At 35.8% G+C, this 26,702-nt stretch carries 16 protein-coding genes; 7 read left to right on the top strand and 9 right to left on the bottom strand.

Annotated elements, in window-relative coordinates; genetic code table 11:
• Nucleotides 1-38 precede the first annotated feature (38 nt).
• From FLV_RS12175 to FLV_RS12150, 6 genes are all read left to right on the top strand, one after another.
• Nucleotides 39-1,067 (top strand): efflux RND transporter periplasmic adaptor subunit, encoded by a 1,029-nt coding sequence (locus tag FLV_RS12175; RefSeq protein WP_243234120.1) that lies wholly within the window; start codon nucleotides 39-41, stop codon nucleotides 1,065-1,067.
• Between the two features lie 22 nt (nucleotides 1,068-1,089).
• Nucleotides 1,090-4,224 carry an efflux RND transporter permease subunit gene (locus FLV_RS12170; protein WP_243234119.1) on the top strand — a complete coding sequence of 1,045 codons (3,135 nt, stop codon included), beginning with the start codon at nucleotides 1,090-1,092 and terminating at the stop codon, nucleotides 4,222-4,224.
• Nucleotides 4,225-4,304: 80 nt separating this feature from the next.
• Nucleotides 4,305-5,576, top strand: coding sequence for a TolC family protein (locus tag FLV_RS12165; protein WP_243234118.1), 1,272 nt, complete (start codon nucleotides 4,305-4,307; stop codon nucleotides 5,574-5,576).
• 62 nt (nucleotides 5,577-5,638) lie between these two features.
• On the top strand, nucleotides 5,639-6,463 hold the full coding sequence (locus FLV_RS12160; RefSeq protein ID WP_243234117.1) for a universal stress protein: 825 nt from the start codon (nucleotides 5,639-5,641) through the stop codon (nucleotides 6,461-6,463).
• A 241-nt stretch (nucleotides 6,464-6,704) separates the two neighbouring features.
• Complete coding sequence (locus tag FLV_RS12155) at nucleotides 6,705-7,757, top strand: beta-ketoacyl-ACP synthase III (RefSeq protein WP_243234116.1); 1,053 nt, start codon at nucleotides 6,705-6,707, stop codon at nucleotides 7,755-7,757.
• A 94-nt stretch (nucleotides 7,758-7,851) separates the two neighbouring features.
• Entirely contained in the window at nucleotides 7,852-8,661 is an 810-nt protein-coding gene (locus tag FLV_RS12150) for a phospholipase A (protein ID WP_243234115.1), read from the top strand.
• Between the two features lie 75 nt (nucleotides 8,662-8,736).
• On the opposite strand, the gene FLV_RS12145 is transcribed toward FLV_RS12150, so the two are convergent.
• The 9 genes from FLV_RS12145 to FLV_RS12105 all read right to left on the bottom strand — a co-directional run bounded on the left by FLV_RS12145 (nucleotide 8,737) and on the right by FLV_RS12105 (nucleotide 24,094).
• Nucleotides 8,737-9,363 (bottom strand): Crp/Fnr family transcriptional regulator, encoded by a 627-nt coding sequence (locus tag FLV_RS12145; protein WP_243234114.1) that lies wholly within the window; start codon nucleotides 9,361-9,363, stop codon nucleotides 8,737-8,739.
• A gap of 374 nt (nucleotides 9,364-9,737) precedes the next feature.
• Nucleotides 9,738-11,702 carry a cytochrome c biogenesis protein CcdA gene (locus FLV_RS12140; protein ID WP_410745965.1) on the bottom strand — a complete coding sequence of 655 codons (1,965 nt, stop codon included), beginning with the start codon at nucleotides 11,700-11,702 and terminating at the stop codon, nucleotides 9,738-9,740.
• A 107-nt stretch (nucleotides 11,703-11,809) separates the two neighbouring features.
• Nucleotides 11,810-14,602 (bottom strand): M16 family metallopeptidase, encoded by a 2,793-nt coding sequence (locus FLV_RS12135; protein WP_243234112.1) that lies wholly within the window; start codon nucleotides 14,600-14,602, stop codon nucleotides 11,810-11,812.
• 82 nt (nucleotides 14,603-14,684) lie between these two features.
• Complete coding sequence (locus FLV_RS12130; RefSeq protein WP_243234111.1) at nucleotides 14,685-15,803, bottom strand: TlpA disulfide reductase family protein; 1,119 nt, start codon at nucleotides 15,801-15,803, stop codon at nucleotides 14,685-14,687.
• Between the two features lie 134 nt (nucleotides 15,804-15,937).
• The gene (locus FLV_RS12125) at nucleotides 15,938-17,317 is read right to left on the bottom strand and encodes a TlpA family protein disulfide reductase (protein WP_243234110.1); all 1,380 of its coding nucleotides are present in this window, start codon (nucleotides 17,315-17,317) and stop codon (nucleotides 15,938-15,940) included.
• Between the two features lie 39 nt (nucleotides 17,318-17,356).
• Nucleotides 17,357-18,766 (bottom strand): RagB/SusD family nutrient uptake outer membrane protein, encoded by a 1,410-nt coding sequence (locus FLV_RS12120; protein WP_243234109.1) that lies wholly within the window; start codon nucleotides 18,764-18,766, stop codon nucleotides 17,357-17,359.
• Between the two features lie 21 nt (nucleotides 18,767-18,787).
• On the bottom strand, nucleotides 18,788-21,970 hold the full coding sequence (locus FLV_RS12115) for a SusC/RagA family TonB-linked outer membrane protein (protein WP_243234108.1): 3,183 nt from the start codon (nucleotides 21,968-21,970) through the stop codon (nucleotides 18,788-18,790).
• Nucleotides 21,971-22,174: 204 nt separating this feature from the next.
• Nucleotides 22,175-23,356: a FecR family protein gene (locus FLV_RS12110; RefSeq protein ID WP_243234107.1), complete on the bottom strand. Its 1,182-nt coding sequence runs from the start codon at nucleotides 23,354-23,356 to the stop codon at nucleotides 22,175-22,177.
• 168 nt (nucleotides 23,357-23,524) lie between these two features.
• On the bottom strand, nucleotides 23,525-24,094 hold the full coding sequence (locus FLV_RS12105) for an RNA polymerase sigma-70 factor (protein ID WP_243234106.1): 570 nt from the start codon (nucleotides 24,092-24,094) through the stop codon (nucleotides 23,525-23,527).
• Between the two features lie 398 nt (nucleotides 24,095-24,492).
• Here FLV_RS12105 and FLV_RS12100 point away from each other — a divergent pair, with 398 nt between their 5' ends.
• Nucleotides 24,493-26,274 (top strand): aromatic amino acid hydroxylase, encoded by a 1,782-nt coding sequence (locus FLV_RS12100; protein ID WP_243234105.1) that lies wholly within the window; start codon nucleotides 24,493-24,495, stop codon nucleotides 26,272-26,274.
• Nucleotides 26,275-26,702 lie beyond the last annotated feature (428 nt).

Genomic DNA, 26,702 nt, shown 5'->3' with positions numbered 1-26,702 from the left:
GATTTTTAATTAAAATTTAAAAAGCAAATTATATGGTAATGTCAAAGAAGAATATCCTTTTTATTCTGAGTGTTATGTTATTGGTTGTGAGCTGTGGTAAAAAGCAAACAGATCAAAACGATACGGCCGAATCTGTTCCGGTTAAAATAAAAGAAATATCGTTTTCATCTCAGCCTGAGGTGTTACAATACAGCGGTACTATTGAGGCAGATAATACAGTATCAATCGGATTTAGCGTCTCTGGCAGAGTAACTGCTGTAATGGTGCAGGAAGGGGAGCACGTTGTTAAAGGGCAGCTTTTAGCGTCAATCGAGCAGAACTCCTATCAAAATAACCTTATCGTGGCAAATGCCGCTCTGGAACAAGCACAGGACAATTTTAGTCGCTTAGACCAGCTCTACAAAAAAGCAAGTCTTCCTGAACGTGACTACATTGCAGCAAAAACAGGTTTAGCACAAGCAAAAGCCAGTAAAGAAACTGCATCTAAAAATGTACGTGATACTAAATTGTATGCATCTTTTTCGGGTATAATTACCCATAAATTAACTGAAGCAGGTGCAACGGCTGCACCTGGAATTCCTGCTTTTACAATTGTTAAGACGGATAAAGTATATGCAGTGGCGGCAATTAATGAAAATGAGATAAGTGCATTAAAAATAGGTGCCGATGCAAAAATTACGATTGCGTCATTAAACAAAGAAATTAACGGCAAGGTTGCCATAATCAATCCGCAGGCAGATGATTTCTCAAAAACATATATCGTAAAAATACGTCTGGACAATCCAAAAGGACAGCTGCTTCCAGGAATGATCTCAGATATCAGTATCACCTCCGGGAGAATTCAAAATGCTGTAATTATACCAGCAAGTTCAGTGGTTCGTGATCCTGACAATATAAATTATGTATTTATTGCCAAAGCAAATAACACTGCTTTTAAAAAGAGGGTCAATATCTCTAAAATGACAGCTGCAAATGATGTTGTTGTAAAAGAGGGGCTGCAGGAAGGAGATAAACTTATCGTAAACGGGCAGACCAATTTAAAAGACGGGACACCTGTCAAATTTTAATCTCCTAAAATTAATTTAAAACATGACAAAGCGTAACATACACTTTCTGGAAGCCGCAATGAAACACAAACAGGTTGTCATTGTGCTGGTTGTCCTTCTGATGATTATGGGGATTAATTCTTTAGTGAATATGCCCCGCAGCGAAAATCCCCGAATAGACATGCCTACGGCTTTGGTTTATGCCATCTATCCAGGAGCAGATGAACATCAGGTAGAAGAGGAAGTAGCAAAAAAAATAGAACAGTACTTATTTTCATTTGAAGAAATCAAGAAGAAAAAAGTAAAGTCGGAAGTTCGTGAAGGGCAAGTTTTTATAACAACTGAAATTTATACCACAGTACAGGATCGTAAAAAGTTTTGGCATACCCTGCAGCTTGATATGGATGCCAATTTGCGTTCCAAACTTCCTCAGGGAGTTATCGGTCCATTTATCAACAGTAATTTTGCAGATGTAACCGCGATGATTATTTCGGTATCATCAAAAGAACGTTCTTATGCCGAGATAGAAAAATACCTGGATAAACTCGAAGATGGGCTCAAAGTGATTCCCATGGTCTCTAAAATAAACCGTTCGGGAGGACAGCGTCAGCAGATTTATATTAAGATAGACGACAATAAACTGCAGCAGTATGGTTTAGATGCCGGGACATTAATGGGAATCCTGCAGCAGCAGAACGTTACTGGCTACACGGGTGAGGTTTCGATGGGTTCCAATAATATTATCCCGGTGTACACCAACAGCCGCTATAAGGATGAAAATGATATCGCGGGGCAGATTGTTTACACAACGCCTTCAGGAACAATTGTACGCTTGAAAGACGTGGCTGAGATTGAACGTCGTTTTGAAGAAAAATCTTCATTTGTGCGAATAGGTGAAGACAATGCCATGGTCTTGTCTGTTGATATGCTTCCTGGGAATAATATTGTAGCTTTTGGAGAAGAAGTAGAGGCAAAAATCAAAGCCATACAAAAGACATTTCCGCCTGATATCAAAATGAAGACCATTGTAAACCAGCCTAAAGATGTGGAGCATAGTATCAGCCATTTTATGAAGGAATTTGGTCTGGCTATTGCCTCGGTGCTTTTAGTTGTTATGTTACTGCTTCCTTTTCGAATTGCCGCAGTGGCATCTGCTGCAGCTCCAATTTCTATGCTTATTACATTTGCTGTTATGAGCATGCTGGGGGTTGAATTGCATCAGGTAACACTTGCCGCGCTGATCATAGTGCTTGGAATGGTGGTTGATAATGCTATTGTGGTGGTTGATAACTATATCGAAAAACTCGATGAAGGGATTGATCCCTGGACAAGTGCCTGGCAAGCTGCTAAGCAATTGATGATCCCTATCTTTACAGCAACTCTGGCTATCATATTTGCTTTTCTGCCACTGGCTATCTTCATGGATGGTGTTGCTAAAGATTTTATGTTTTATCTCCCTGTAGCAGTTGCAATTGCATTAATTGTTTCAATGCTGGTTGCTCTTCTGTTTACTCCGTACACCTGTTACATTTTTATTAAGAAAGGTTTAAAACACAAAATAAGCGACAGACCAATAAAGAAAAATTTACTGGATCATCTGCAGTCTACTTTTGATAAGGGAATAGAAGCGGCATTTAGAAATCCAAAAATCACTATTGCTTTGGGAGTATTGTCTGTAGTGGCTGCCATTTTTATTGCTACTAAAGTAGATTCGGAATTTTTTCCTTTAAGCGAGCGCAATCAGTTTAATATGGAAGTGTGGATGCCAAACGGAACCTCATTGGAAAAAACAGAAGAAAAAGTAAAGGAATTAGAGAAAATCTTAAAAGACGATAAACGTGTTGTAGATGTAACCAGTTTTATAGGTATGAGCTCTCCTCGTTTTCATACCTCATACGCTCCTGAAACTCCAAGAAAACATTTTGCACAGGTCTTTATCACTACTACCGATAGTGATGCTTCCAATGAGATGGCAAATGAATATTTGGATAAGCTAAAAGGATTTATGCAGGATGGCGCGGTAAAAATAAAACAGTTGAGCTTTCAGGAAGGGGCGCCCATTGATATACGTGTAATAAGTGAAAATGAAGCAGACCAGAAGCGCACAGCATCAAAAATAAAGGATATTTTAGAAAAAACCGAAGGGGCAAATTATGTTCGATTAAGTAATGAATATGATTATATGGGCGTGAAACTTAATATAGATAATGCAAAGGCTAATCGTTTGGGTATAAGTAATCAGGCAATTACGCAGACTTTAGGCGCAGGTTTAAAAGGATATTCTATTTCAACTTTATGGGAAGGAGATAAAACGGTAGACATCTTTCTTCGTTTTGATGAAAAGAGCCGAAAAGATCTTACCGCACTGGAAAACCTGCATATTTCAACTGTATACGGAAAAAAAGTACCGCTTAAAGCTGTAGCGACACTTGATCCGGAATGGCATACAGGAATGCTGCTCAGAAGAAACGGACTCAAAATGTTGAGTGTGTACTCTGAAGCGCAGCTAGGGAAAAAACCGTCCCGTATACTTAAGGAAATCCAGCCCGAAATAGATGCTCTTAAACTCCCAAGTGGTACCACTATTCAATACGGTGGTGATGAAGAGTCTAATGCAGAAAACGCACCCCGTATGGTAGTATGCCTTGGAGTAAGTCTTGTTCTTATTTTCTTAACACTGCTGTTTCAATTTAAAAGTCTTGGAAAATCACTAATTGTGCTTTGTACATTTTTGTTGAGTCTGTTTGGAGCATTTTTAGGACTTTTTGTTACGGGAAATCCACTTGGAATGACTGGCTTTATGGGAATAATAAGTTTAATAGGTATTGTAGTGCGAAATGGTATCATACTGGTAGATTATGCAGATGAGCTAATACGGGATCACGGCTATAAACATAAAGCAGCTGCTATTGCAGCCGCAAAAAGAAGAATGAGACCCATATTTTTAACTTCTGCTGCAGCTGCAGTTGGGGTTCTGCCTATGATTGCTGGCAAGTCTCCTATGTGGGCGCCTCTGGGAAGCGTGCTTGCTTTTGGATTGATCTTCTCCATGATACTTACCCTTTTTGTTGTTCCCGTGATGTATTATAAATTTTTAAAAAATCCTATAATCCACGATGAAGCGCCTGATAATCAGCCTGACGGTCAGGAGGATGTAATGTATAAGCCAACGCATTGATTAATATAGAAATTTAAACTTCCTGTTGAATCCGAACTATGATAAAGATTTGACAGGAAAGTTTTAAAAAATGAATAGACATGAAAAGAAATCACAATAAAATATTTTTACTGGTCTTCCTGATGTTCTTGTCAGGATTTGTTCAGGCCCAACAGCAATTATCATTACAGGAGGTAAAAAGCAAGGCCTTAGAAAACAATAAAAAACTGAAGAAGGCACAAAGTATAATTAATGCTTCAATAGCGGCTAATGCTGCGGCAAAAGCTGCGGCAAAACCAACAGTAGACGCAAGCGTTTTCGGACTTTATCTTTCGGACCCTTTTAAAGCCCTGCTTCCCGAATATAGTGCCAATGGATCTGTAGCAGTAACGCAGGTTTTGTATGCAGGAAATAAAATTCAAACAGCAAAGAAAATGACAAGCTCAGCTGTCGATTTGCAGACGGCTCAGAAAGATTTAACAGAAGATGAAGTATTGCTGAGCGCAGAGACAGCCTACTGGCAGATTGTTAACCTAAAGGGAAAAATCGCTTTGGCTGAGCAATATTTAAAACTTTTAAGCACATTAAAAAAAGATCTTCAGAATTCTTTTGATGCAGGGCTGATTTACAAAAATGATCTTCTAAAAGTTGAAGTTCAGGAAAATGAAGCAATACTTAATCTAACAAAAGCCAATGATGGTCTTGCTATTGCTAAACTGAACCTTAAACAAATAATAGGCTTATATGATGTTGAATTTGATATCAAAGAAGATTCATCTGCAGAGGTTCAGCTTATTGCCCAGACTGATATTAATTCTGCCATAAATAGCCGTTCTGAAATTGGAATACTTAATAAAGCCATAGAAATCAATGAGTATAAGGGTAAATTGTTAAAAGGTAACCAGATGCCTACTCTGGCAGTGAGCGCAAACGGGCTGGCATCATACGGGAAAAATATCAATTTTTCTAATGGGAGTGATGATATGCAGGCTTTTGTCGGATTGGTGACCCTCTCCGTGCCGATACTGGATTGGGGAGGGCGAAAGCAAAAAGTAAAGGAGCAGAATTTTGAAACTGAAGCCAGAAAGTATGAATTGGAAGAAACCAAGGAATTATTGAGTATCGAGATTCAAAATTCCCGACTGATGCTAAACCAGTCGTTAACACAAATTGAACTCAGCAGGAAATCATTGGGCCAGGCGGAAGAGAATCTTCGTTTAAACCAAGATCGTTTTAATGCGGGAACAATTCTGGGGGAAGATGTATTAGAGGCACAGGTACTCTGGCAGAAAGCATACTCTGATGTTATAGATGCTAAAGCAGCATATAAAATTATGGAAGCTAAGTACAGAAAAGCAATAGGTGAATATTAGGCTCCTTTTTTTGAAAAGTAAACTTGAATTTCTCCGATTTTATAACTATAAAAGTTTAAAAGATGATTTCACAATTGACCATTATTGCTGCCACGAACTATTCTGAGACAGCGGCAAACGCTGTTAACTATGCAGCAGAAATTGCAAAAGCAGTAGGCGCAAAACTAGTATTGTTTAATTCTTTTTCGTTATCTGTACACAGCGCAAATTCACTAATCAGTGCCAGCGAAATGCAAAAACAGCTAGATAAAGCAGTTTCAAGACTTGATGTCTTAGGCAGGGCAACAGCAGCACTGTTTCATATTGAAGTAAGCACTTTCTGCAGCTATTCTTTTTTAGAAGATGAACTGATATCTATAATTGATACTACCGGTGCCGATCTTATTGTCATGGGAATGGCTGAAAGATCTTTTGCACAGGAATTATTAGGAAACTCCACAACATCGGTAATTAAAAACATAAATTTTCCGGTCTTGGCAGTGCCTAAAAATGCACATTTTCATAAGTTAAAAAAAATTCTTTATGCATCGGATTCTGTAGGCTGGTCATCGATTAAAAAATTCAGCTGGATTAGAAATATAGCTGAACCCCTTGGCACTGAAATTGAAATTTTTAACGTTAATAACAGCATAAAGGAACTTAAAGAAGAGCACTCAATAAGGTTAACCGGAGAAGAGGAGCTTGAGGATGTTAAATACATTTATAAAAGCGTGAGGTCCAACGCTGTCATTGAAGAGATAAAAAAAGAAATCAAAAAGTATAACGCCGATATTTTAGTAATGATGCCTAGAAAATATGGCTTTTGGGACTCGCTGGTTCATATAAGCAAAACCAGAATAATGGCTGCAGGTATGGAGATACCATTGCTGTCAATCCCGAATTATTAAAATCGGGAATTGCTGGTTAAAGTTAAGAGGTCGCACAGTAGTTGTGTTTGGTAAGCTTTTTTGATTTGTTCAAAGCTGAATCTTCATACTTACTGGACGCGGCCCTTGTTGTTGTAATTTTAAGTGTAAATGTATCGATTTGCAGAATGAAAAATTAATTGATCTTTTTTTAGCGCCTTTTAAATTTTCTATTCGTGCACTACTTCTCAATCAAATGTAAATTATAAAAAAATATTAAACAATGAATGCAGTAATAACAGCTGTAGGAGGATATGTTCCAGCTGCAATTTTAGATAATAAAACAATCTGCGAAAAAGTTGAAACATCAGAGTTGTGGATTGAAAAAAGAACAGGTATAAAAGAGAGAAGGATAGCTGATGAAAATACCGCAACATCTGATTTAGCTTCTGCAGCTATCGAAAATCTCCTTGAACAGTATGATGTAGATCGTAATGAAATAGAAGCTTTGATAATAGCTACCGCAACTCCGGATTATATTCTGGCACCAACGGCCAGTAAAGTATGCGAAAAAAACGGTCTTAAAAATGCTTTTGGATTAGATATCAACGCTGCTTGCAGCGGTTTTTTGTATGCTTTAGAATTAGCTTCTAGTATGATTCAGAGTGGTCGTTATGAAAAAATAATTGTAGCAGGAGCAGATAAAATGAGTTCTATTGTTGATTATGAAAACCGTGATACCTGCATTCTATTTGGAGATGGCGCCGGAGCAGTTTTGCTGGAAAAAACGCAGTCAGATTATGGTATGATGAAAAGTATTCTACGAACAGACGGTGGGGGTACATCGTCATTATTTGTACCTGCAGGGGGATCTAAAATGCCTGCCTCTATGCAGAGTATTATTCATCGCAGCCATTTTATCAAACAAGAAGGCCTACATGTATTTAAGAAAGCGGTTTCCTTAATGAGCAAGGTCTCAAAGGAAGTATTGATTAAAAATGAATTAGAAATAGAGGATATCGACTGGGTTATACCGCATCAGGCTAATTTGAGAATTATAAAAACAGTCAGCGAAAATTTGAACATAGATATAAATAAAGTTAAGGTAAATATTGAGCGTTACGGCAATACTACATCAGCAACCATTCCTTTGTGTTTATGGGACTTCAAAGATGATTTCAAAAAAGGGCAATATTTACTCATTACAACATTCGGGGCTGGTTTTTCTTGGGGAGCATTATGCCTGAAGTGGGGTACTATGCGAAAAAGAAGGCATCAAAGCGAAGTGCGCCAAAGCAAAAAGTTACTATATGGTGCTGTCTTGGAGCAGATCTAAAACCTGAAGCGATAAGCTGATTTACAAAAGGTAGTTTCTGACTCTCTACCATTCATTAACTCTTTACAGTGAAGAAGAATAAATTTATACTGAGATGAAATTACATGGTTTTTTGGTTTTATTTTTTTTATGCACCTGCTGTTATTCGCAGATTCCGATGGATAAAGATTCCATTCAGAAAATAATTACAAGTCTGCCGGCTTTTTCGATTTATAAAGACAATTATTTTGTAACAGGTGTTCGTCTTGGAGAAACACCTTCCAGAAATAATATGGATGCAAAGTTTCAGTTTAGCTTTAAACAGCGTTTATCCAATAAACCTGAAATACTGGGAGCGTATCCTTATCTTACTTATACGCAGAAATCTTTCTGGAAGATTTATAAAGCCTCCAGTCCATTTGAAGAAAGTAACTATAATCCTGGGCTGATGCTGTTAAAACCAATATTTAAAAATAACAGTTTTCATGGTGTTTTGTCCTATGGGATTGAGCATGAATCCAATGGCCGGGATAGTATTTATTCACGCAGCTTTAATGCAGTTTCAATAGGATTTACAAGAATTTATTCGCAAAAATTGTTTATCACAATTAAGGCGTGGATTCCTTTTTTGATAGATAATAATCCATCTCTTCCCAGATATATAGGCTACGCTGAAGGTCAGCTGCAATGGATTTCTTTGAGAGACAGACTTTTTTTTGATGTCACGATTAGAAAGGGAGCAGACTGGGATTTTAAAGGCAGTTTTAATGCAGCAATTAGTTACAAATTAACAAAAAAAGCCAATCAGCTTATAACGCTCCAATGGTGGCAGGGATATAGTGAAAGTCTAATAGATTTTAAATCAGAACAAGGAATGCTAAGGATAGGATTTATTATTAAACCAACTTTTTACCGATTTTATTGAGCTCGATTCTCAGTGCATTTAGAATTTCCGACTACACAAATCATGAATTTTTTAAGCGCCAGCTGCATTTTAAAATTATTTTAAAAGCTCGATGTGATTGCGGTTTAGTTTAACTAATCCTCGTTGCTCCATTTTTTTTAGTAATCGGGATACAACTTCTCTGGAGGTGTTTAATTCAGTTGCAATTTCCTGATGAGATAGTTTAACTTCAGTGCAGCCGCATGCTTTTGAATGTCTTTTTAGATAAAATTCCAATCGCTCGTCTGTCGAACGAAATGCTATATTGTCAACAACTTCTAAAATTTCTTCAAACCGGTTCCGGTAGGTTTCAATTACAAATTCGTACCAGGAACGGTGTTCCATCATCCATTTTTCCATCAGCGGAAGAGGAATCATCATCACTGAAACATCTTCGACGACTTTTGCCATGATCTGGCTTTTTTCACTTCTGGCTGTACAGATCATTGAAATGGCACAAGCCTGTCCAGGATGCAGGTAATACATTAAAAACTCGCCACCATCTTCTCCTTCACGATAGATTTTTATTTTTCCTTCTAAAATTAAAACGGTATTTTTGATGTATTGTCCTGTACGCATCAGAATAGTGCCGGCTTCAAAATTTTGTTCGCTTGCATTTTCTTCAATCGCCGACAATAGTTCGTTGGAAAAATTTGGAAAAATTTGTTTTAAGGTGTTTTGCATTTGTGTAATTATAGGAATTAATATCTCTCAGATACCTTTTACTGAAATATGCTTTTTTCTATCATGCAGCAAGTTAAAGTGCTGCACGGGATGAATACGTTTATATAGTTTCTAAAAAATTTCAGTTAGAATCTTCTCTAATAATTTGGGTTCTAAAATGTGCAGCCTGTAGTGAAGGACTGCACATCAGATATCCATTGACCTTCTCCAGTAAATTGTACAACATGATTTTTTCCGACATCGCTGAGGTAAAAAGCGACAACCAATCCTTGGTGATTAAAAAAATCATTTGTGGATGATTTACCATGTGTTTCCCCTGAACTGAGAAAAATAGTGCTATAATTCAATAGCTGGTGTATTATCTGCAATAGTTTTCATTGCTGTCTTTTTTTTAAACTATTATTTTTAAAGTTTTTGATTCCGCTTTGCAGCCAATTGTAATATTCTTCTATATCAGGATTATAAGCTGAAGTTTCTGTCAAAGATGCACTATTGTGATCTACAATTACATAGAACGGCTGTGCATTTGCCTTATAGGTTTTAATTTGAAGGTCGCTCCATTTATTTCCGATCGTCTTAATTTTCTTTCCCGTGGTTTCAGAAACATACTGTTCTGTTTGAGGAAGTTCTTTTTTATCATCAACATATAAAGAAATCAGAACCAGGTCTTTATTTAAAACTCCTAAAACTTTCGGGTTCGACCACACCAGCTCTTCCATTTTTCTGCAGTTTACACAAGCATATCCGGTAAAATCCAGCAATACTGGCTTCCCTATTTTTTTAGCGTATTGCATTCCTTTTTCATAATCATGAAAGGTTATGATGTGCTGCGGACCATATTCTGCTCCTTCCGGAAGCGAATTATTAGAAGTCTCGGTATGAACTTTAGAACCTCCAACTCCGTCCGGAGATTCACTGTAATGCATTGGAGGAGGAAAACCACTGATTATTTTAAGTGGAGCGCCCCAAAGCCCGGGAATCAAATAAATTGTAAAAGCCAGAACAATCAGCCCAAAACTTAATCTTCCGACAGAAATATGATTTAAAGGAGAATCGTGCGGCAGCTTAATTTTTCCGAATAAATAAAAAGCCAAAACTCCAAAAACAGCAATCCAAATGGCAAGGAAAACTTCTCTTTCCAGCCAGTGCAGCTGCAGAACCAAGTCAGCATTGGATAAAAATTTGAAAGCTAAAGCCAGTTCTAAAAAGCCTAATACCACTTTTACCGTATTCAGCCAGCCGCCTGATTTCGGCAGTGCATTGAGCCAGCCCGGAAACGCAGCAAACAAAGAAAAAGGCAATGCAATAGCCGTTGAGAATCCTAACATTCCTATAATCGGCGCTATACCGCCTTTTGAGGCTGCTTCAACCAATAACGTTCCTACAATGGGACCGGTACATGAAAAGGATACAATGGCCAAGGCCAAGGCCATAAAGAAAATACCAATTAGGCCTCCCTTGTCTGCCTGAGAATCGACTTTGTTTGCTAATGAATTTGGCAGCATAATTTCGAAAGCGCCCAAAAAAGAACAGGCAAAAACAACCAATAAGATAAAGAAAATGATATTGAACCAAACATTCGTTGAAAGGGCATTCAAAGAATCTGCTCCAAAAAAAGCCGTTACAATTGAACCTAGCAAGACATAAATAATGATTATAGAAAGTCCGTAAATCAATGCATTGCGAATTCCGGCAGCCTTAGTTTTGCTCTGCTTGGTAAAAAAACTTACCGTCATTGGAATCATTGGAAAAACACATGGAGTCAGCAAGGCTGCAAAACCTGATAAAAAAGCAATTATAAAAATACTAACAAGACCTCTTGAATCTTTTTTGGGTTTTTCTGGTGCGTCTTTGGCAACCGGAGTTTCAGCAAGTGGAGTCTTTTTTGCATTGGGCAATTTAAATACTAACTCTTCCGAGGCAGGTGGCAGACAATTTTTGTCATCACAAACCATGAATTCAACTTCTGCAGTAATATCGAAAACATCATTAGAATTAAATTTTACTTTTTGGGAAAAAAGTGCTTTATCTTCAAAATATTTTATTTTCATATTGAAGATCTTATCCATTACTTCATGCCCTTTTTCCTCAGTAGTTTTATCAATAAGTTCAAATGGCTTTTTTGAATTGTCAAACGTAAAAAGGGTAGGTGAGGGTCCTCCTTCTTCGATATACTGTCCGTATAAATGCCATCCTGATTGTATTGTGGCTTCTGCTTTTAAAATAAATTCCGTTTCTGAGATTTTCTCTACAGAGGTACTCCACTTTACAGGGTTATACATTTGCCCAAACACGCAGCTGCTGAACAAAATCATAAAAGCAATAATTGTATTTTTCATTTTTTTCATTTTTTAAAGAAAGAGCTGTAAAAAACAGCTCTTTCATGCCTCCGTGAAATAATAACTAATTCATAATTTTATAATAATTTGGGAAGGCAGCTTATATTTTATTGAATCGGATTGCCATCTTTATCCAATGAACCTGATTTAATAATTATCATTTTATCAAGCTGGACATATTTAGTTATGGCATCATTAACTTCTTTCAAAGTAACTTTTTGAATATCTTTTGGATACTGCTCGATGTAGCTTGGTTCCAAACCTCTTTCAATGAAACTCAAAATAGTACCTGCAACCCCATTTGTAGTGGAAAGTCCTACTTTAAAACTTCCGATTAAATTAGTTTTCTTATTCTCTAATTCTTCAGCTGTTATTCCTTCTTTCACCCATTTATTTAACTGAACCATCGTGGCATCCAGTCCTTTTTGAAATAACGACGGATTGAATGAAGCATTTATCATCCAGTAGCCTCCAGTCATGATATTTCCGCCCATTGAAGAAGAAATACTATAGGTTAAGCCATCGGTATCACGAACAGTCTGCATTAAGCGGCCGGCAAAACCTGCACCTAATGTATAATTGGCGATGTAAAACGGAATATAATCTGCATCTGCTCTTTTTAAACCTGTATATTGTCCAATGTATAATTCTGCACTGGGTTTTTCAGCGATGGTAATAACTTCTGTTTTGGAAGGCACTTTTGCAGTTTCTTCAAATTTTAAAGTTTCTGAAACGCCGCCATTCCAATTTTTAAATGATTTTTTTAAAGAATTGTTTAGGTTTGCTCCTTCAGTATCGCCTACAATCACTAAATGCATCGAAGCCGGTCCAAAATATTTTTTATGGAATGCTTTTACTTCATCCAATGTGGCATTTTTAATATTGGTCAGATCTTCTTCTACACTTAAATTGTAATTTGGATTTGCTTTTGGATAAATTGCCTGCGTTAAAGCAATACTTCCCCTTTGGCCTGGATCGTTTAAACCTTGCTGAATATTTCCAGTATACTGCTGTTTTAGGTTTTCGAATTCCTTCTGGTCAAATAATGGATTTCGGATCTCTTCTGCCAACAAAGCAATCACCTGATCTAAGTCCTTTTTAAGGCATTTAAAATCGATATATATATTTGTTGTATTTGCATTAACATTTAAATACACTCCTAATTTTTCTAGTTTTTCAGAGAATTTAAATTTATCATTCAGTGTAGTTCCTTTTGACAGCATAGAAGCTGTTAAAGAAGGAATCATAGGATTTTTAGTTTCATTGACAAAATTTCCCAACGAAATGCTTGCAGCAACAGTTACGAAATCCTTAGCCGAAGTTTTTACAGAAACCACATCAATACCCACTACTTTTTCTCTTTTGTAAGCCGAAGCACTTTTTTCGATTGCTATTTCATTAACAGCAGTATCTGCCATAGTGTTTTTTTGCAGCAATGACGCTCCTGATGAAGTTTCTTCGTGAGCATGTCTGCCTTCCGGGTGTCTATAATAAAAAGGACCAGTAGAAGGAATGAAATTATTTGCCTGCGGCTCACCCTGACTTTGGGTTCCGCTTTGTTTTGGAATAAAATAACCTGTTGTGCTTTGGTCTTCTATCAGGTATTTTTGCGCTACACGAAGAACATCTGCAGGTGTTACTTTTTTAAGTTTGTCTACTCCTGTGATATAAATGGTCCAGTCGCCAGCGGCAATGGCTTCGTTTAGCTCAGAGGAAATAACTCCTGAACCGTCTCGGGCTAAAAGGGTCTCTGCACTTATTTTCGCTGTTACGCGATTTATCTCATCGGCTGTTACGCCGTCTTTTTTTATTTTGGCAACCACTTCAGCTATTTTAGAGTCGATATCTTCATGATTTGAAGTGGTTGGAAAACCTACACCAATCATAAAAAGGCCTACCTCTTTAAACTGGGATACATTTGCATAGGTATAAATTCCCAATCCGCTGTCTACGAAAGTTGTATTTAAAATTGCCGAAGGTCCTGATCCAATAATTTCTCCTAAAATTTTCAAGGCAGGAAGATCTTCATTTAAAGCACCCGGAATTTTATATGCTTTGTTCACAACGCCTAATTCTCCTGTTTTTTTTATAATAATTTTGCGGGGACCGTATTGTATCGGTTCTTCAGTGTAGGGCTGAGGCATTGCATTTGGGGCTTTTGTAATGCCGCCAAAATACTTATCCACTAAATTAAAAACATTCTCTTTTTTAAAATCGCCAATAATGGTCAGCGTTGCATTATCCGGCCAGTAGTAGGTATTGTAAAAATTACGCAAAACTTCAATCGGCGCTTTTTCAATATCCGATTTCCAGCCTATTGTAGCATGATGGTAGGGATGCGCAATATAAGCCGATGACCAGATTTCCTGATTCAGTAAACTGTTTGGGTCGTTTTCGCCGCGTTCAAATTCATTGCGCACAACCGTCATTTCAGCTTCTTTATCTTCTTTTGTCAATAAAGAATTGCGCATTCTGTCCGCTTCAATCTGCAGCGCTAATTCAATTTTATCGCTGGGCAGCGTTTCGAAATAATTGGTGCGGTCATACCAGGTTGTCGCGTTTAGCTGTGCACCGGTATTTTGAAGGACATCTGTAATTGTATTTCCGTTATTTTTATTGAAGGTCGGTGTCCCCTTGAACATTAAATGCTCTAAAAGGTGTGTTGAGCCCGTGTTTCCCAAAACTTCATTTTTGGATCCTACGCGATACACAATTTGTACAGTTGCAACCGGTGAAGCATTGTCCTGAAGAAGCAGAATATTCATTCCGTTTGGCAGGTACAAATATTCTTCTATTCCGCCTAATTCTTTGATTTTTTTGAATTTATCTGCTTTACTCTGTGCTGAAATAAGGGTGCAGAAAGCCAGTGAGCAGAAGCCCAGAAAGATGTTTTTTTTCATTTTTTTGATTGTGAAGTTTGTTGTTATTTTTATGAAACGATTATTACTGCAACAATCGTTTCATATTTTACAGAAGAATTAATTACGATTTATTAAAAATTTCTTTCAGTTTAGACTGCAATTCTGATTTTCGAAGATTTTTAGCAACTATTTTTCCATCAGGTCCGATTAAATAATTTGTTGGAACTGCGTTTACACCGTATAAACCAGCCACTTGGTTCTCCCAGCCTTTTAAGTCAGAAACATGAGTCCATGTGAGACCATCTTTTTCAATAGCTTTTTCCCAATCTTTCTTTCTATCATCCAGTGATATACCCAAAACTTCAAACCCTTTATCATGATAGGTATTGTAAGCCAAAACGACATTAGGATTTTCTTCGCGGCAGGGACCGCACCAAGAGGCCCAAAAATCTACTAAGACATATTTTCCTTTATAATCAGATAATTTTACTATTTTCCCACTTACGTCAGTTTGAGAAAACAGGGGAGCCATTACTCCAACTGCCGTTTTTTCATTAATTTCAATGGTATTTTTTATTTTTTTACCATAAAACGATTTTTGAATTTCAGGAGTCAGAATATCATAATATTCTTTTACTTTCTCTGGTGTCCCAGAACTAGCCACTCTTTCATTAATAATCAAGGCTCCAGCTAGTTTGTCTTTGTGCGAGACAATAAATTTTCCTGTTACATCGTCGACAAACTTTCGGATATTTTCCCAGCGTTTGTTCAACATAATTTCTTGAGAGGGAGTCAATTTTACTTTTCCGCTCTGGGTCAAAGAGTCATCTGTTTTGTAATAAGGCTCCATTAATGCGGCGATCTTTTTATATTCATTTTCATAAAAAGATTTATAAATAGAATCCTGGGCAGCACCCGACACTTTTGCAAAAAACAGGGAATCTTTTTTGGCTTCGAAAGTTATATCTTCATTGTCTAATAAAAATTGAGCTCCATTTTGTGCTTTGTTTAATTTTATAGAATAAAGCAGAGGCTCCTCTAATTTTCCCTTGAATGTAAAGCTTCCGTCTTTAATTTGAGTAGAATCTGTAATTGTCTTATCTCCATCGGTAAATTCTAAATAAACGGTGCCTTCCTTTACATCGGCAAATTTTCCGTTTATAGTATAACCTTCTTCTTTATTTGAGCACGAAACTATTGTTGCGGCTACTGCAAGACCTGACAAAATTATTTTTTTCATTTTTTGTTTGATTTTTGAAACTTCCCTATCGAAAACCGAATCGGGAAGTTTTATTTTTAATTCTATTTAAGTATTGTGGTTAAATAAATCCTATTCTATCATCTTATTTAACAACATTGAAAGAAAAAATCCTATTACAAGCTTGCCAGATTTAATTTATCAAAAAATGCTTTTAAGTTTACCTCGTCTGAAGGTCTTATTGCATTTGCATCTATAATATTTCCTTTAGGATCTAAAATTATAAATCTGGGAATTCCCGTAATTTGATAGCCTTTGATAAATTCGGTATTGAATTCATTATCAGTTATCAATTGAATGCCTTTGAGTGCATTCTTTTTCACCATTTCTTTCCACTTCTGCTTATCCTTTTGAGCATCTACGGAAATACTGACAAATACAATGTTTTTACCTTCATATTGTTTTTCAAATTTCTTCAAATATGGTATTTCTCGTTTGCATGGTCCGCACCAGGTTGCCCACACATCAATATAGACATATCTTCCTCTTAAATCATTTAGGGATGTAGTGCTGCCGTCAAAGTTTTCGTAGTTTTTGAACAGAGGTGATGGCTTTCCTTTATCTAATTTAGCAACCTTGTTGTAGAGTTCTTTTACTTCTTGATTGTACTTTTTATTAGTAGACATACTTAAAAAAATATTTAAATCAAATTTTTTAGTAGTACTGGTAGGAAGACTAGATAAGATGTTTGAGTATAGTAGTTCATTTTTTATTTCCTCATTGTTAATCTCTCTACTTACTTTTACAAATGCCTCAAAATAGGATATTGCATCTTTTGTACTAATTTCTTGGGCTTTCTCATAAACAATCTGATTTACAATACCTCTATAATCCGAAGAGTAAAAATAATCATCACCATTATTAAGGTTAATATCAATTATTTCTTTGTTAAAGTCTTTAGAAGTTTGAGTTACAACATTGTTATTAGTGTTTGTATTTTTGTAAATTATTTTTTTGAGTAATCTGCTGTAATTCAACGAACGCAGCTCACTTTTTTTTATTTCCTCTGGAATATTTTTATAATTATCCAAATTTTTCTCTAATTCTTTCTGATGACTGTTTATTTGATCTGCAAAAGCAGCTTCCGGCAGAGCAAAAAGTTTATTGTCGTTTGCAGAGAAAGAAGTTTCTTTTTTTGTCTTACTGGCATAGTAATTATTCAAATCGGCTTCGTCTCCTGAAAAAACAAAAGGAGAATCCGCATTTTTTTCATCAATTACAAGACCCACATTTGCTCCTTTTTTAAAATAGATGGGAGTGAAATTTTGATCGGTATATAGATTATAAACTCCCGTATCAATATCAAGAGTATCTGCAAAACTGCCATTATTGTTTATTTTAATTTTTTTAGAAAAACCACCGCTGGACATTACAGAAAAATCTTTTGCCGTACTGTTTTTTATTTTTCCAGACAGAATGGTGTACACTTTCGTATCAGTCTCATTTTTACAGGACCAAAATAAAGTTAACATTACAACTACTATATATTTTTTCATTCTTATTTATATGAAATTTTTACTGCGAAACGATATAAACTAAAATTCGTATCCGGGATTTTGAGTAAGATTCGTGTTGAGCCTTCTTTCCTCGGCTGGAATTGGATAGAGTACAGATGTAGATTTCCATGTGTCTTTGATAACAGAAATTACATCATCTGCTCTTGTTAAGGCAGAATTGTTTAAACTTGGTGTACGTTTCAAGTCAAACCAGCGATGTCCCCACTCGCCAAATAATTCAAACTTTCGCTCATTTTCAACAGCAAGTAAAGTTTGAGCTTGGTTTAATCCAGACAAACCATCTAAACCGGCTTTCTCCCTAATAACATTTAAGTCGGCTAGGGCACCGCTGGCACCATCAATATTATTAAGATGTGCGCGAGCTTCAGCTCTTATCAAATATTGTTCTGCTAAACGCAGTACAACATCGTACTCATCACCATTATTCTCTATATCCTGATATTTATAAATGGTGCTGTATGACATAGAACCTATAGTGATTTCTTTTGTCCAGACACTTTTTCTCAAATCATTGTCTTCAAAAGAATCAGCCATCGTATTGGCTAAATAAAAATCAGGAATATATCCCGGTTTTTTTTGATAAATAAAACCCAGATTTGAAATACCTCTTACATTGTGAAACTGCAATATGGTTTCATTGCTGCTATTTAAAAATTTGTTATTTAAGTCAACTAATTCATAATTTGCGTTAGTGATCAGTTTCGTGGCTTCTATCTCAGCATTTAGCCAATCTTTTTGATATAAATATACTCTGGCAAGAAAGGCATTCGCAACCGATTTATTGATTCGTGTTCTAAAAGATGTTGACGGGTAGTTTTCTCCCAACAACTCTTGAGCTTCGATAAGATCTTTCGTAATTTGTATCCAAACTTCAGCAGAGGATGCTCGGGGAAGTTCGGCATTTTCAATTACATTAGAACCTAGCGGAAGGGGAATGTCTCCAAAGGTGTTTACCAGATAAAAGTTAACAAATGCACGCATAAATTTAGCTTCACCTAAAAGCTGATTTTTAACGGAAGGAGTTAAAGTAGTGGATTCTGTCAAACTTTTAATGGCTAAATTGCTTTGCATTATAACAGCGTACGAAGGCATCCATATATTGTACCTCAATGTATAACTGTTTACAGAAATTTCGTTAGAAGCAAACTCTCCATAAGAAAAAGGAAAAGAGGTTTCCAGCTCATCTGAACTTGTACCCAAAACACCGCTGTACATTGGTGTTAAATTATTTTTAACAGCGTCATAGAGTCCCAAAATAGAACCGGTAGCCGTTGCATCGTTTGAAAATACGAAGTCCATACCAACTTGTGTTTCTGGTGCTCCAACATCTACAAAGTCATCACAAGAAGTAAAAACCAAGAAGAAAGTTACCAGGGAAAAAGTGCAAAAAACAGACTTGAATGCTATATTTTTTAAATAATTTTTCATAATAATAAATATTTTTTTTGATTATAATGAACAGTTAATACCGAAAACAATAGTTCGTAAGGGAGGCATAGTACCTGCAAATCTGTATTTTGATTTCTCTAAGCTAAACAAGTTTTGTCCCTGCATGTAAATAGAAAAAGAGTTCATTTTTATCTTATCTACAACAGCTTTAGGAAGGCTATAAGATAAATTTGCTGACTGCAGCTGAATGTAAGAGATGTCTCCATAGTTAGCCGAAGAATAAGAGTAGTAGTCATAACCATTATAGATGTCTGTACCATATGTTGTTGTAGCTCCGGGGAAACGTGTATTTTGGTCACCGGGCTGTCTCCATCTGTCTAAAACAGAAGTTGGCTCATTGATCATATTTCCTAATGCTGAATCACCTTTATACTGACTCAACTTAGTTGTAGCTCCTCGTGAATGTGAAAACCTGAATAGAAAATCCATTGACCAATTTTTGTAAGTGAAGGAATTACTAATACCTCCATAAAAAGGAGTTCCAATATTTACTTCTTTAAAATTAGGAGAATACGGATCATCACCATTATAAATTGCTGCGCCAGTTTCCGGATCAATACCTGCATAGTCATACAGCACTATATAAGGTACTGGTCTGCCAATTTTGTATTGTGTGCTGTTTTCAGGTAATCCCGGATAGGATATAAGCTTACTTTTAGGAAGGGTAATATTGAAATTACTAGTCCAGCTAAAATTATCCGTAGTAATGTTTTTTGATGATAGTTCACACTCAAAACCTGTATTTTCGATTAAGGCATCTATATTATTCTGGTACCTCATAAATCCAGATTGTGTAGGTAACTGAGTGTATACAATTTGATTATCAGACCTGTTATTATAATAATTAAAAGTAGCATTTAACTTATCCTTAAAAAAACCGAAATCTAATCCAAGTTCGAATTTTCTGGTTGTCTCCCATTGTATATTTGGGTTTTCAAAATTTGTCACAGTCAAAGAAGCACTGCCATCGTAATTGTTTCCCGGTTTGTAAAGCGGCAAATAAAGATAATTTTGTATTTGGTCATTTCCTGTTACCCCGTAGCTAATTCTTAATTTTCCAAAACTTAAGAAAGAAGCGTTGTCTGCTAAAAATGATTCTTGACTAAAAACCCAGGCTCCTCCTATAGAACCGAAGTTTCCGAAGCGATTATTTGCACCAAACTTAGACGAACCATCCCTGCGATAATTTAGGTTAAGAAAATATTTTTGACCATAATCATAGGTTAGTCTTCCAAACAAAGACGTAAAATTATAACTTGAAACATCTTCATATATTGGTGTAAGTAATCCTGCTGCCATCATAGAAAACAGTAATGCATCACTGCTATAATTATCTGCTTGTATAAAATGTCCATTTGAATCATTTGTCTGCCATGAAGCACCTGCTAGTGCTTTTAAAGACCAGTCATTTTTATTAAATGAATAGTCGATAGTTGGCTCTAACACATAATTAGTAGTTTTACTACCACCAAATTGTGCATAACTTGCCAGGTAATAAGGAGGTAAAGAGTTTAATGGAAAGGCTGCTTTTTGATCTAAATTGGTTTCGTTATAGCCAATTCGTGCTTTAAACGAGAGGTCATTAATGGGATTATAAGTAAGCACCGCATTTCCAATCAGAGTATTAGTAACTCCTTCGTACTTTTGTTTTAACTGCGCTAATGGATTCATTTGAGCGTAATCCCAAAAAAACGAACCGTCTTCATTATAAAGTGGATAATTTGGCGGTAAACTGTAAGAATTACTTACGTCTATAGTAGGTAGATTTGTAATGTCCTTTGAGAATGCTGCTGAAAATGTGGCCAAAAACTTTTTATCAGTAGAGGTATAATCAAGATTCATTCTGGTAGAAATACGCTTAGAAGCAAAATCTTCCGGAAAAACAGTTCCTTCATTTCTATAACCAACACTAGCCAAATATTTTACATTGTCATTTCCACCTGAAAGAGTTCCTTGTATATTGTTTACTGGTGCCGACCCTCCCATCATTAATTTCTGAAAATCAGTATAGGCTTTTTGATCATAAAGCAGTAAATCCGGAGCATTATACTCATCCGGAGTCACTCCGTCATTTGCAAATGCTTCATTTCTAAGTTCCAGATATTGCGCTGTGTTTAGCATTGGAACAAACCGACTAACTTTACCAAAGCCTGAATATACATTGATATCTAATTTTGCTTTTCCTGTCTGGCCACGTTTCGTTGTAATAAGTACTACACCATTTGCCCCACGAGCACCATAAATTGCAGTTGCATCAGCATCCTTCAATACATCAATTCGATCTATATCAGCAGGATTAATATTGCTAAAAGGGCTAATATTTCCATTAGCAGCTATCAGACTAAATTTATTAATTGCATCATTGTTGAAAGGGACCCCATCAATTATGTACAGAGGCTGAGATCCGGATTGCAATGAATTGCGGCCTCTAATCTGGATATTAACAGAACTGCCAGGTAATCCATTAGCCTGTTCTACGTTTACACCAGCCATTCTGCCAGCCATTGCCTGCAATGGATTAGCTGCCGGCTGACTACTAATATTTTCTGCTTTGATAGAGCTTATCGATCCTGTAAGATCTCTTTTTCTTGAAGATCCATAACCAATTATTACTGTTTCATCAAGTTCTAAAGCATCTTCAAACAATTGTACATCAATAGTACTTTGCCTTCCCACAACTATACTAAACGTTTTAAAACCTAAATAATAAAATTCCAAAGTATCATTTAAAGTTGGAACAGAAATAGAATAATTACCATTTTGATCTGAAAAAGTACCTACCGAACTGCCTTTTATCATGATGGTTACACCAGATAATGGAATTCCGTTTCTATCCGTAACTTTTCCTGTGATTTTGATCGGAGCGTCTAGTTTTTTTTGTTTTACTTCTTTCTTCACTATGATTGTACCCTCGGATAACTCATACGTACAGTCAATTGGCGCTAAAGCAGTTTCTAATAAATAGCTCATTTTGAAAGTTCCTTTTGTCACATAAACAGTAGGGGCATTTTGTATTAAATCATTTCTAAAAATAAACTCATAACCTGTTTCTCCTTTAATTAATTTAAAGAGTTCTTGTACTGTGATTGTCTTAGTTTTTTCAACTTTAATGTTTTGTGTAAAGCCGCTATTGGGCGAAAAACTAAATAAGGTAAGACACGATACTAAAATGAGTATTTTCATAAGTCCATTTAATAAGTTCTTGCTAATAAATGCAAATAGTTTTTTTTGTAAAAATTTCATAGTTTTACAGATGGTTTAGTTAATTATTCGTTTTAATTAATTCTACTTCAGGGGGGAGATTTAGCTTTGGCTTTGGACGGTTTTTAGCTAACTCCCCTTTTTATTTTATCCTCATTTGCTCTTTGTTTAATTGTTATTTAATTGTTATTTAATTGTTATTTGATTGTTCTGTATTTGAAAAAAAGCTTCGTTCGTTTTTTCCAGCTTATTTAATAATTTTTGAATATTATCCGATCTCTTTAGCACTCCTGTAAAACGGATATGTTTCTTTTTTTCATTCTCAAAAATAAAAACGACATTATACCAGCGAGAGAGTATGTTTGTCATACTTTCCAATGACTCATTATTAAACATAAAATACCCTTTTTTCCACGCAATGGTATTTTCAATATCAACATCGCTGACTGTTATTTTTCCAGAATCAAGAGATAAATAAGATGCCTGGCCTGGTTTTAGATTTTTTTCAATGGAATTATTTTTCACATTAACTTTGCCTTCTACAAGGGAAGTCTTGATAACCTTATCATCTTTATAAGCTTGTACATTAAACTGAGTTCCTATTACTTCTATTTCCTGAATCCCGGTTAACACCTGAAATTTTGCGCCACGATGTGCTGTGCTCGGGGTGACTTCAAAATAGGCTTCGCCATACACCAGCTCTACTTTTCTGGTTTCGCCCTCAATAAATGAAACCGGAAACTTAAGTTTAGATTCTGAATTTAACCAGACTTGGGTGCCATCGGCTAGTTTCACAAAAAACTCACCGCCTCTGGGAATGGTCAGGTAATTATACAATACTGTTTTTGCAGACTCATCTGTTTTATTATAAACCAACTTTTCGCCATTGCTTGACAGATTCTTTGATGAATATGATTTTCCTTTTTCAAGAATGATCTCTGTTCCGTCCTCTGTGGTTAAAGTAGCCTTGTTTGAACCAATTTGAATTGTATTATTTTCAACAATTGTTTGAGCTGGTTTCTGTACTTGTAAACTATTTGAATTGTAAACTGCATTAAAAAAAACAAAAAGTAAAATAGCTGCAGCAGCACCATATTTAAAAATATTGCTTTTAAGCAGGCTGATAATTTTTGATTCTTGAGGTTCTTCATCCTGAATTGCCTCCAAAATATTTATTAGCATTCTGTGTTTAATCGGCTCCTCTGCGCCCAGTTCATCCACCCAGTCATTTTCAAGCTTAAAACTATGGTAATAGTTGACAAGCAGTTTGACTTCTTCTAAAGATATTTTACCATCCAGATACTTTTCAATCAATTCTTGAAAATCCTGTTTGTTATAGTTAGTATCCATTGATTTTTGTTTTTTCATTATAGTGTATATTAGTAGAGTGTGTATAAAAAGGTGTATCCCCTAAAGAAAAGTAAACTTTTTTTTAATTTGAGGATAATTTTATATTAAAAGGGTTTATTGTAGTAAATTATTTATGGATAATTACCGAATTTATTGCTAATTTTTTATTTACGTATAATGTAACGATTAGCGCAGAAAATGAAGTATAATTTCTATTGCAAGTGCATTTCCTAATGAATCTCGCAATATCTTTAACGCATTGGTAATGTGATTTTCCACCGTTTTGGTAGATATGCCTAACTGCTCTGCAATTTGTTTGTGGCTCAGCTGCTCATTTCTACTTAGTTTAAATACTAATTGGCATTTTTCAGGCAGGTTTTCCACAACAAGTCTTACATGCTGTTCCAGCTCTTCGTGAATCATTCGGGTTTCTGGTGTAGCATACTGAAACCTTGCATTGATATCGTCGTATAACTCAACCCTTTCAGGCTTGTTTTTTCTAAATTCTGCAAAAACTTTGTAGCGTACACTGGCATATAAATAACTTTTGAAAGAAACTTTAATTTGAAGATCCGAACGCCTGTTCCAAATTTCAATAAATATATCCTGTATAATTTCCTCGCACAATTCTCTGTCTTTAATTAAAAGATATGAGGAGGCAAACAAAGGTTTCCAATAACTATCATAAAGTATTGTTAATGCCTTTTTATCCCCTTTTTTCAGGCGTTGAAGTATTTCGGCGTCAGTAATAATCATTTTGATTGACAAATATTGGTGCAATTTAACCAAAAGTTAATAATAAAATGACTTTTTAGGTTTATTGCAAATAGAATATATTTTTCATTAAGAATTTTCTTTTAAAATGATCAATGAAAGTGTAACTGTTATGAGTTAATTAAAAAAGATATTTTCTTTTAACGCTTAAGTTGATAAGATAAAAAAATCCAGAAATCTGAAACTTACCAAATAAAATATTTAGCATAAATATTTGAGAAAGAATTAATAAGATGCAACTGTGACTAAAGACACACTGAGTAATATTGGATTATATTATTTTTAAGCCCGTTTTCCGCTCAGCAGAAAAATGCTGGATATAGTTAATTCAGGGCAGTTGATTTTTTAATAAAATCTCATAATTTAATAAAGCACATTATATGAATTCATTGATAGAGGAGAATCCATTAATTGAAAAACTTCCAAAACATTTAAGACAATTTATAAAACCACAGAATTACAGCGATTACACAGCAGTTAACCAGGCTGTGTGGCGTTATGTTATGCGGAAGAATGTAGATTATCTGTCAAAAGTTGCTCACTATTCTTATCTGGATGGTTTGCAAAAAACGGGCATCGAGACAGATTCCATTCCCAGCATGTATGGAATGAACCGAATTCTTGCCGAGATAGGCTGGGCAGCAGTAGCGGTTGACGGCTTTATTCCTCCCAATGCATTTATGGAATTTCAAGCGTATAAGGTATTGGTTATTGCATCTGACATCAGGCAGTTGGAGCATATTGAATATACGCCGGCGCCTGACATAATTCATGAGGGTGCTGGTCATGCTCCAATAATTGCCAACCCTGAGTATGCTGAATATTTGAGACGATTTGGGGAAATTGGGTGTAAAGCTATCTCATCACATAAGGATTATCAGATGTATGAGGCTATCCGCCTGCTTTCCATTTTGAAAGAAGCTGAAGGAACCTCTCAGGAAAAGATTGATGATGCAGAGAGGGCAGTAGCGGAGCTTCAAAATAATATGGGTGAATTATCTGAAATGGCACAAATCCGAAACCTGCATTGGTGGACAGTTGAGTATGGCCTGATAGGTTCTGTTGAAAATCCTAAGATTTATGGAGCTGGACTTCTTTCATCAATTGGGGAAAGCGCATTGTGCATGAGTGAGCATGTAAAGAAAATTCCCTACGATATTTCTGCTGCTTATCAAAGTTTTGATATCACAACATTACAGCCGCAGCTCTATGTTACTCCTGACTTCTCCCACTTAAGTTATGTATTAGAAGAATTTGCCGACAAAATGGCTTTGAGAACTGGCGGGCTTTCAGGAATTAATAAGCTTATAAGCTCCAGTGCTGTAGGTACAATTGAGTTAACTACAGGACTGCAGATTTCAGGCACTTTTACCAGCGTTCTGTCAAAGGGCGGCAAACCAGTTTATTTTAATACCACTGGTGAAACGGCGCTGTCTTATCGTGAAAAAGAGTTGGTAGGGCATGGAAAATTAATTCATTCTGATGGTTTTGGCAGTCCAATAGGTAAATTAAAAGGTATTAATTTGGCAATTGAGGATATGAGCCCAAAGGATCTTAAAGCGTATAATATAGTGGAGAATGAAATTGTAAAACTGGAATTTGAAGGCAATATCATTGTCCAGGGTGAAATAATAACGGGAACAAGGAACGTTCACGGAAAAATTATTCTCATCAGTTTTAGAAATTGCACAGTTACGCATGAAAAAAATGTTTTGTTTCAGCCCGATTGGGGGATTTATGATATGGCGGTAGGTAAAAAAATTGTTTCAGCGTTTTCCGGACCGGCTGATAACAGCAGTTTTGATTTGATATGCACAGTTCCTGCCACTAAAACCATAAAGACCCAAAAGACCGAGGAAGGAAATGAGTTGGAAGATTTATATGCAAAAGTTAAAAGCGTTCGAAGCAGTAAAGCAGTTGACGTTTCGGGCTGTTTAACCGATCTTGAAGCAATATTTAATGTACTCAAAGACAAGCATCCGAATGACTGGCTGCTTGCTGTAGAAATTATCGAACTATTGATAGATTTGGAAAGTAAGCAGCTTTTAGATCAAATTTTATTCCATCTCTACCATTTAAAAAGTAAGCGCCCAGAGATAGCGCACTTGATTACCGACGGATTAGATTTGATTTTCAAAGGCAGTCCATATTGGGTGTATTAGCATTTTTTGATTCTATGTTTAGACTTCATTTTCAGAATGTTTAATTATGAAAAATTTGAATTCAATATCATTTGAATTATTTTGTAACTGTTATAACCGTTACTGTAAATGTATAATCTGCAAATAATTATTCTGCTGATTTTGTCTGAATCAGTATATGTGAATGTTCTGCAGTCAAAGGCTGCCCTTCAAGGAGGATCAATAAATTTACCATTTTTGTTCGAATAATTTCTACCATTTTATTTAACTGCCAGTATTGGTATTGAAATAAATGTGCGCTACTGAAAAGCATCATAAAAAAACTGCTTTCCTAAGAATTTTAATCTATTTTTTAGGAAGCAGTTTATCAAAAAAGAGCCATTTAATTGATATAAATCAAGTGTGTTATTGATCATTTTTTGATTTCCTTTATCGAATGTGACAAAAGG

Source organism: Flavobacterium pectinovorum (assembly GCF_022802975.1).
GTDB lineage: Bacteria > Bacteroidota > Bacteroidia > Flavobacteriales > Flavobacteriaceae > Flavobacterium > Flavobacterium pectinovorum_B.
This window is presented reverse-complemented; position numbering and strand designations above follow the sequence as displayed.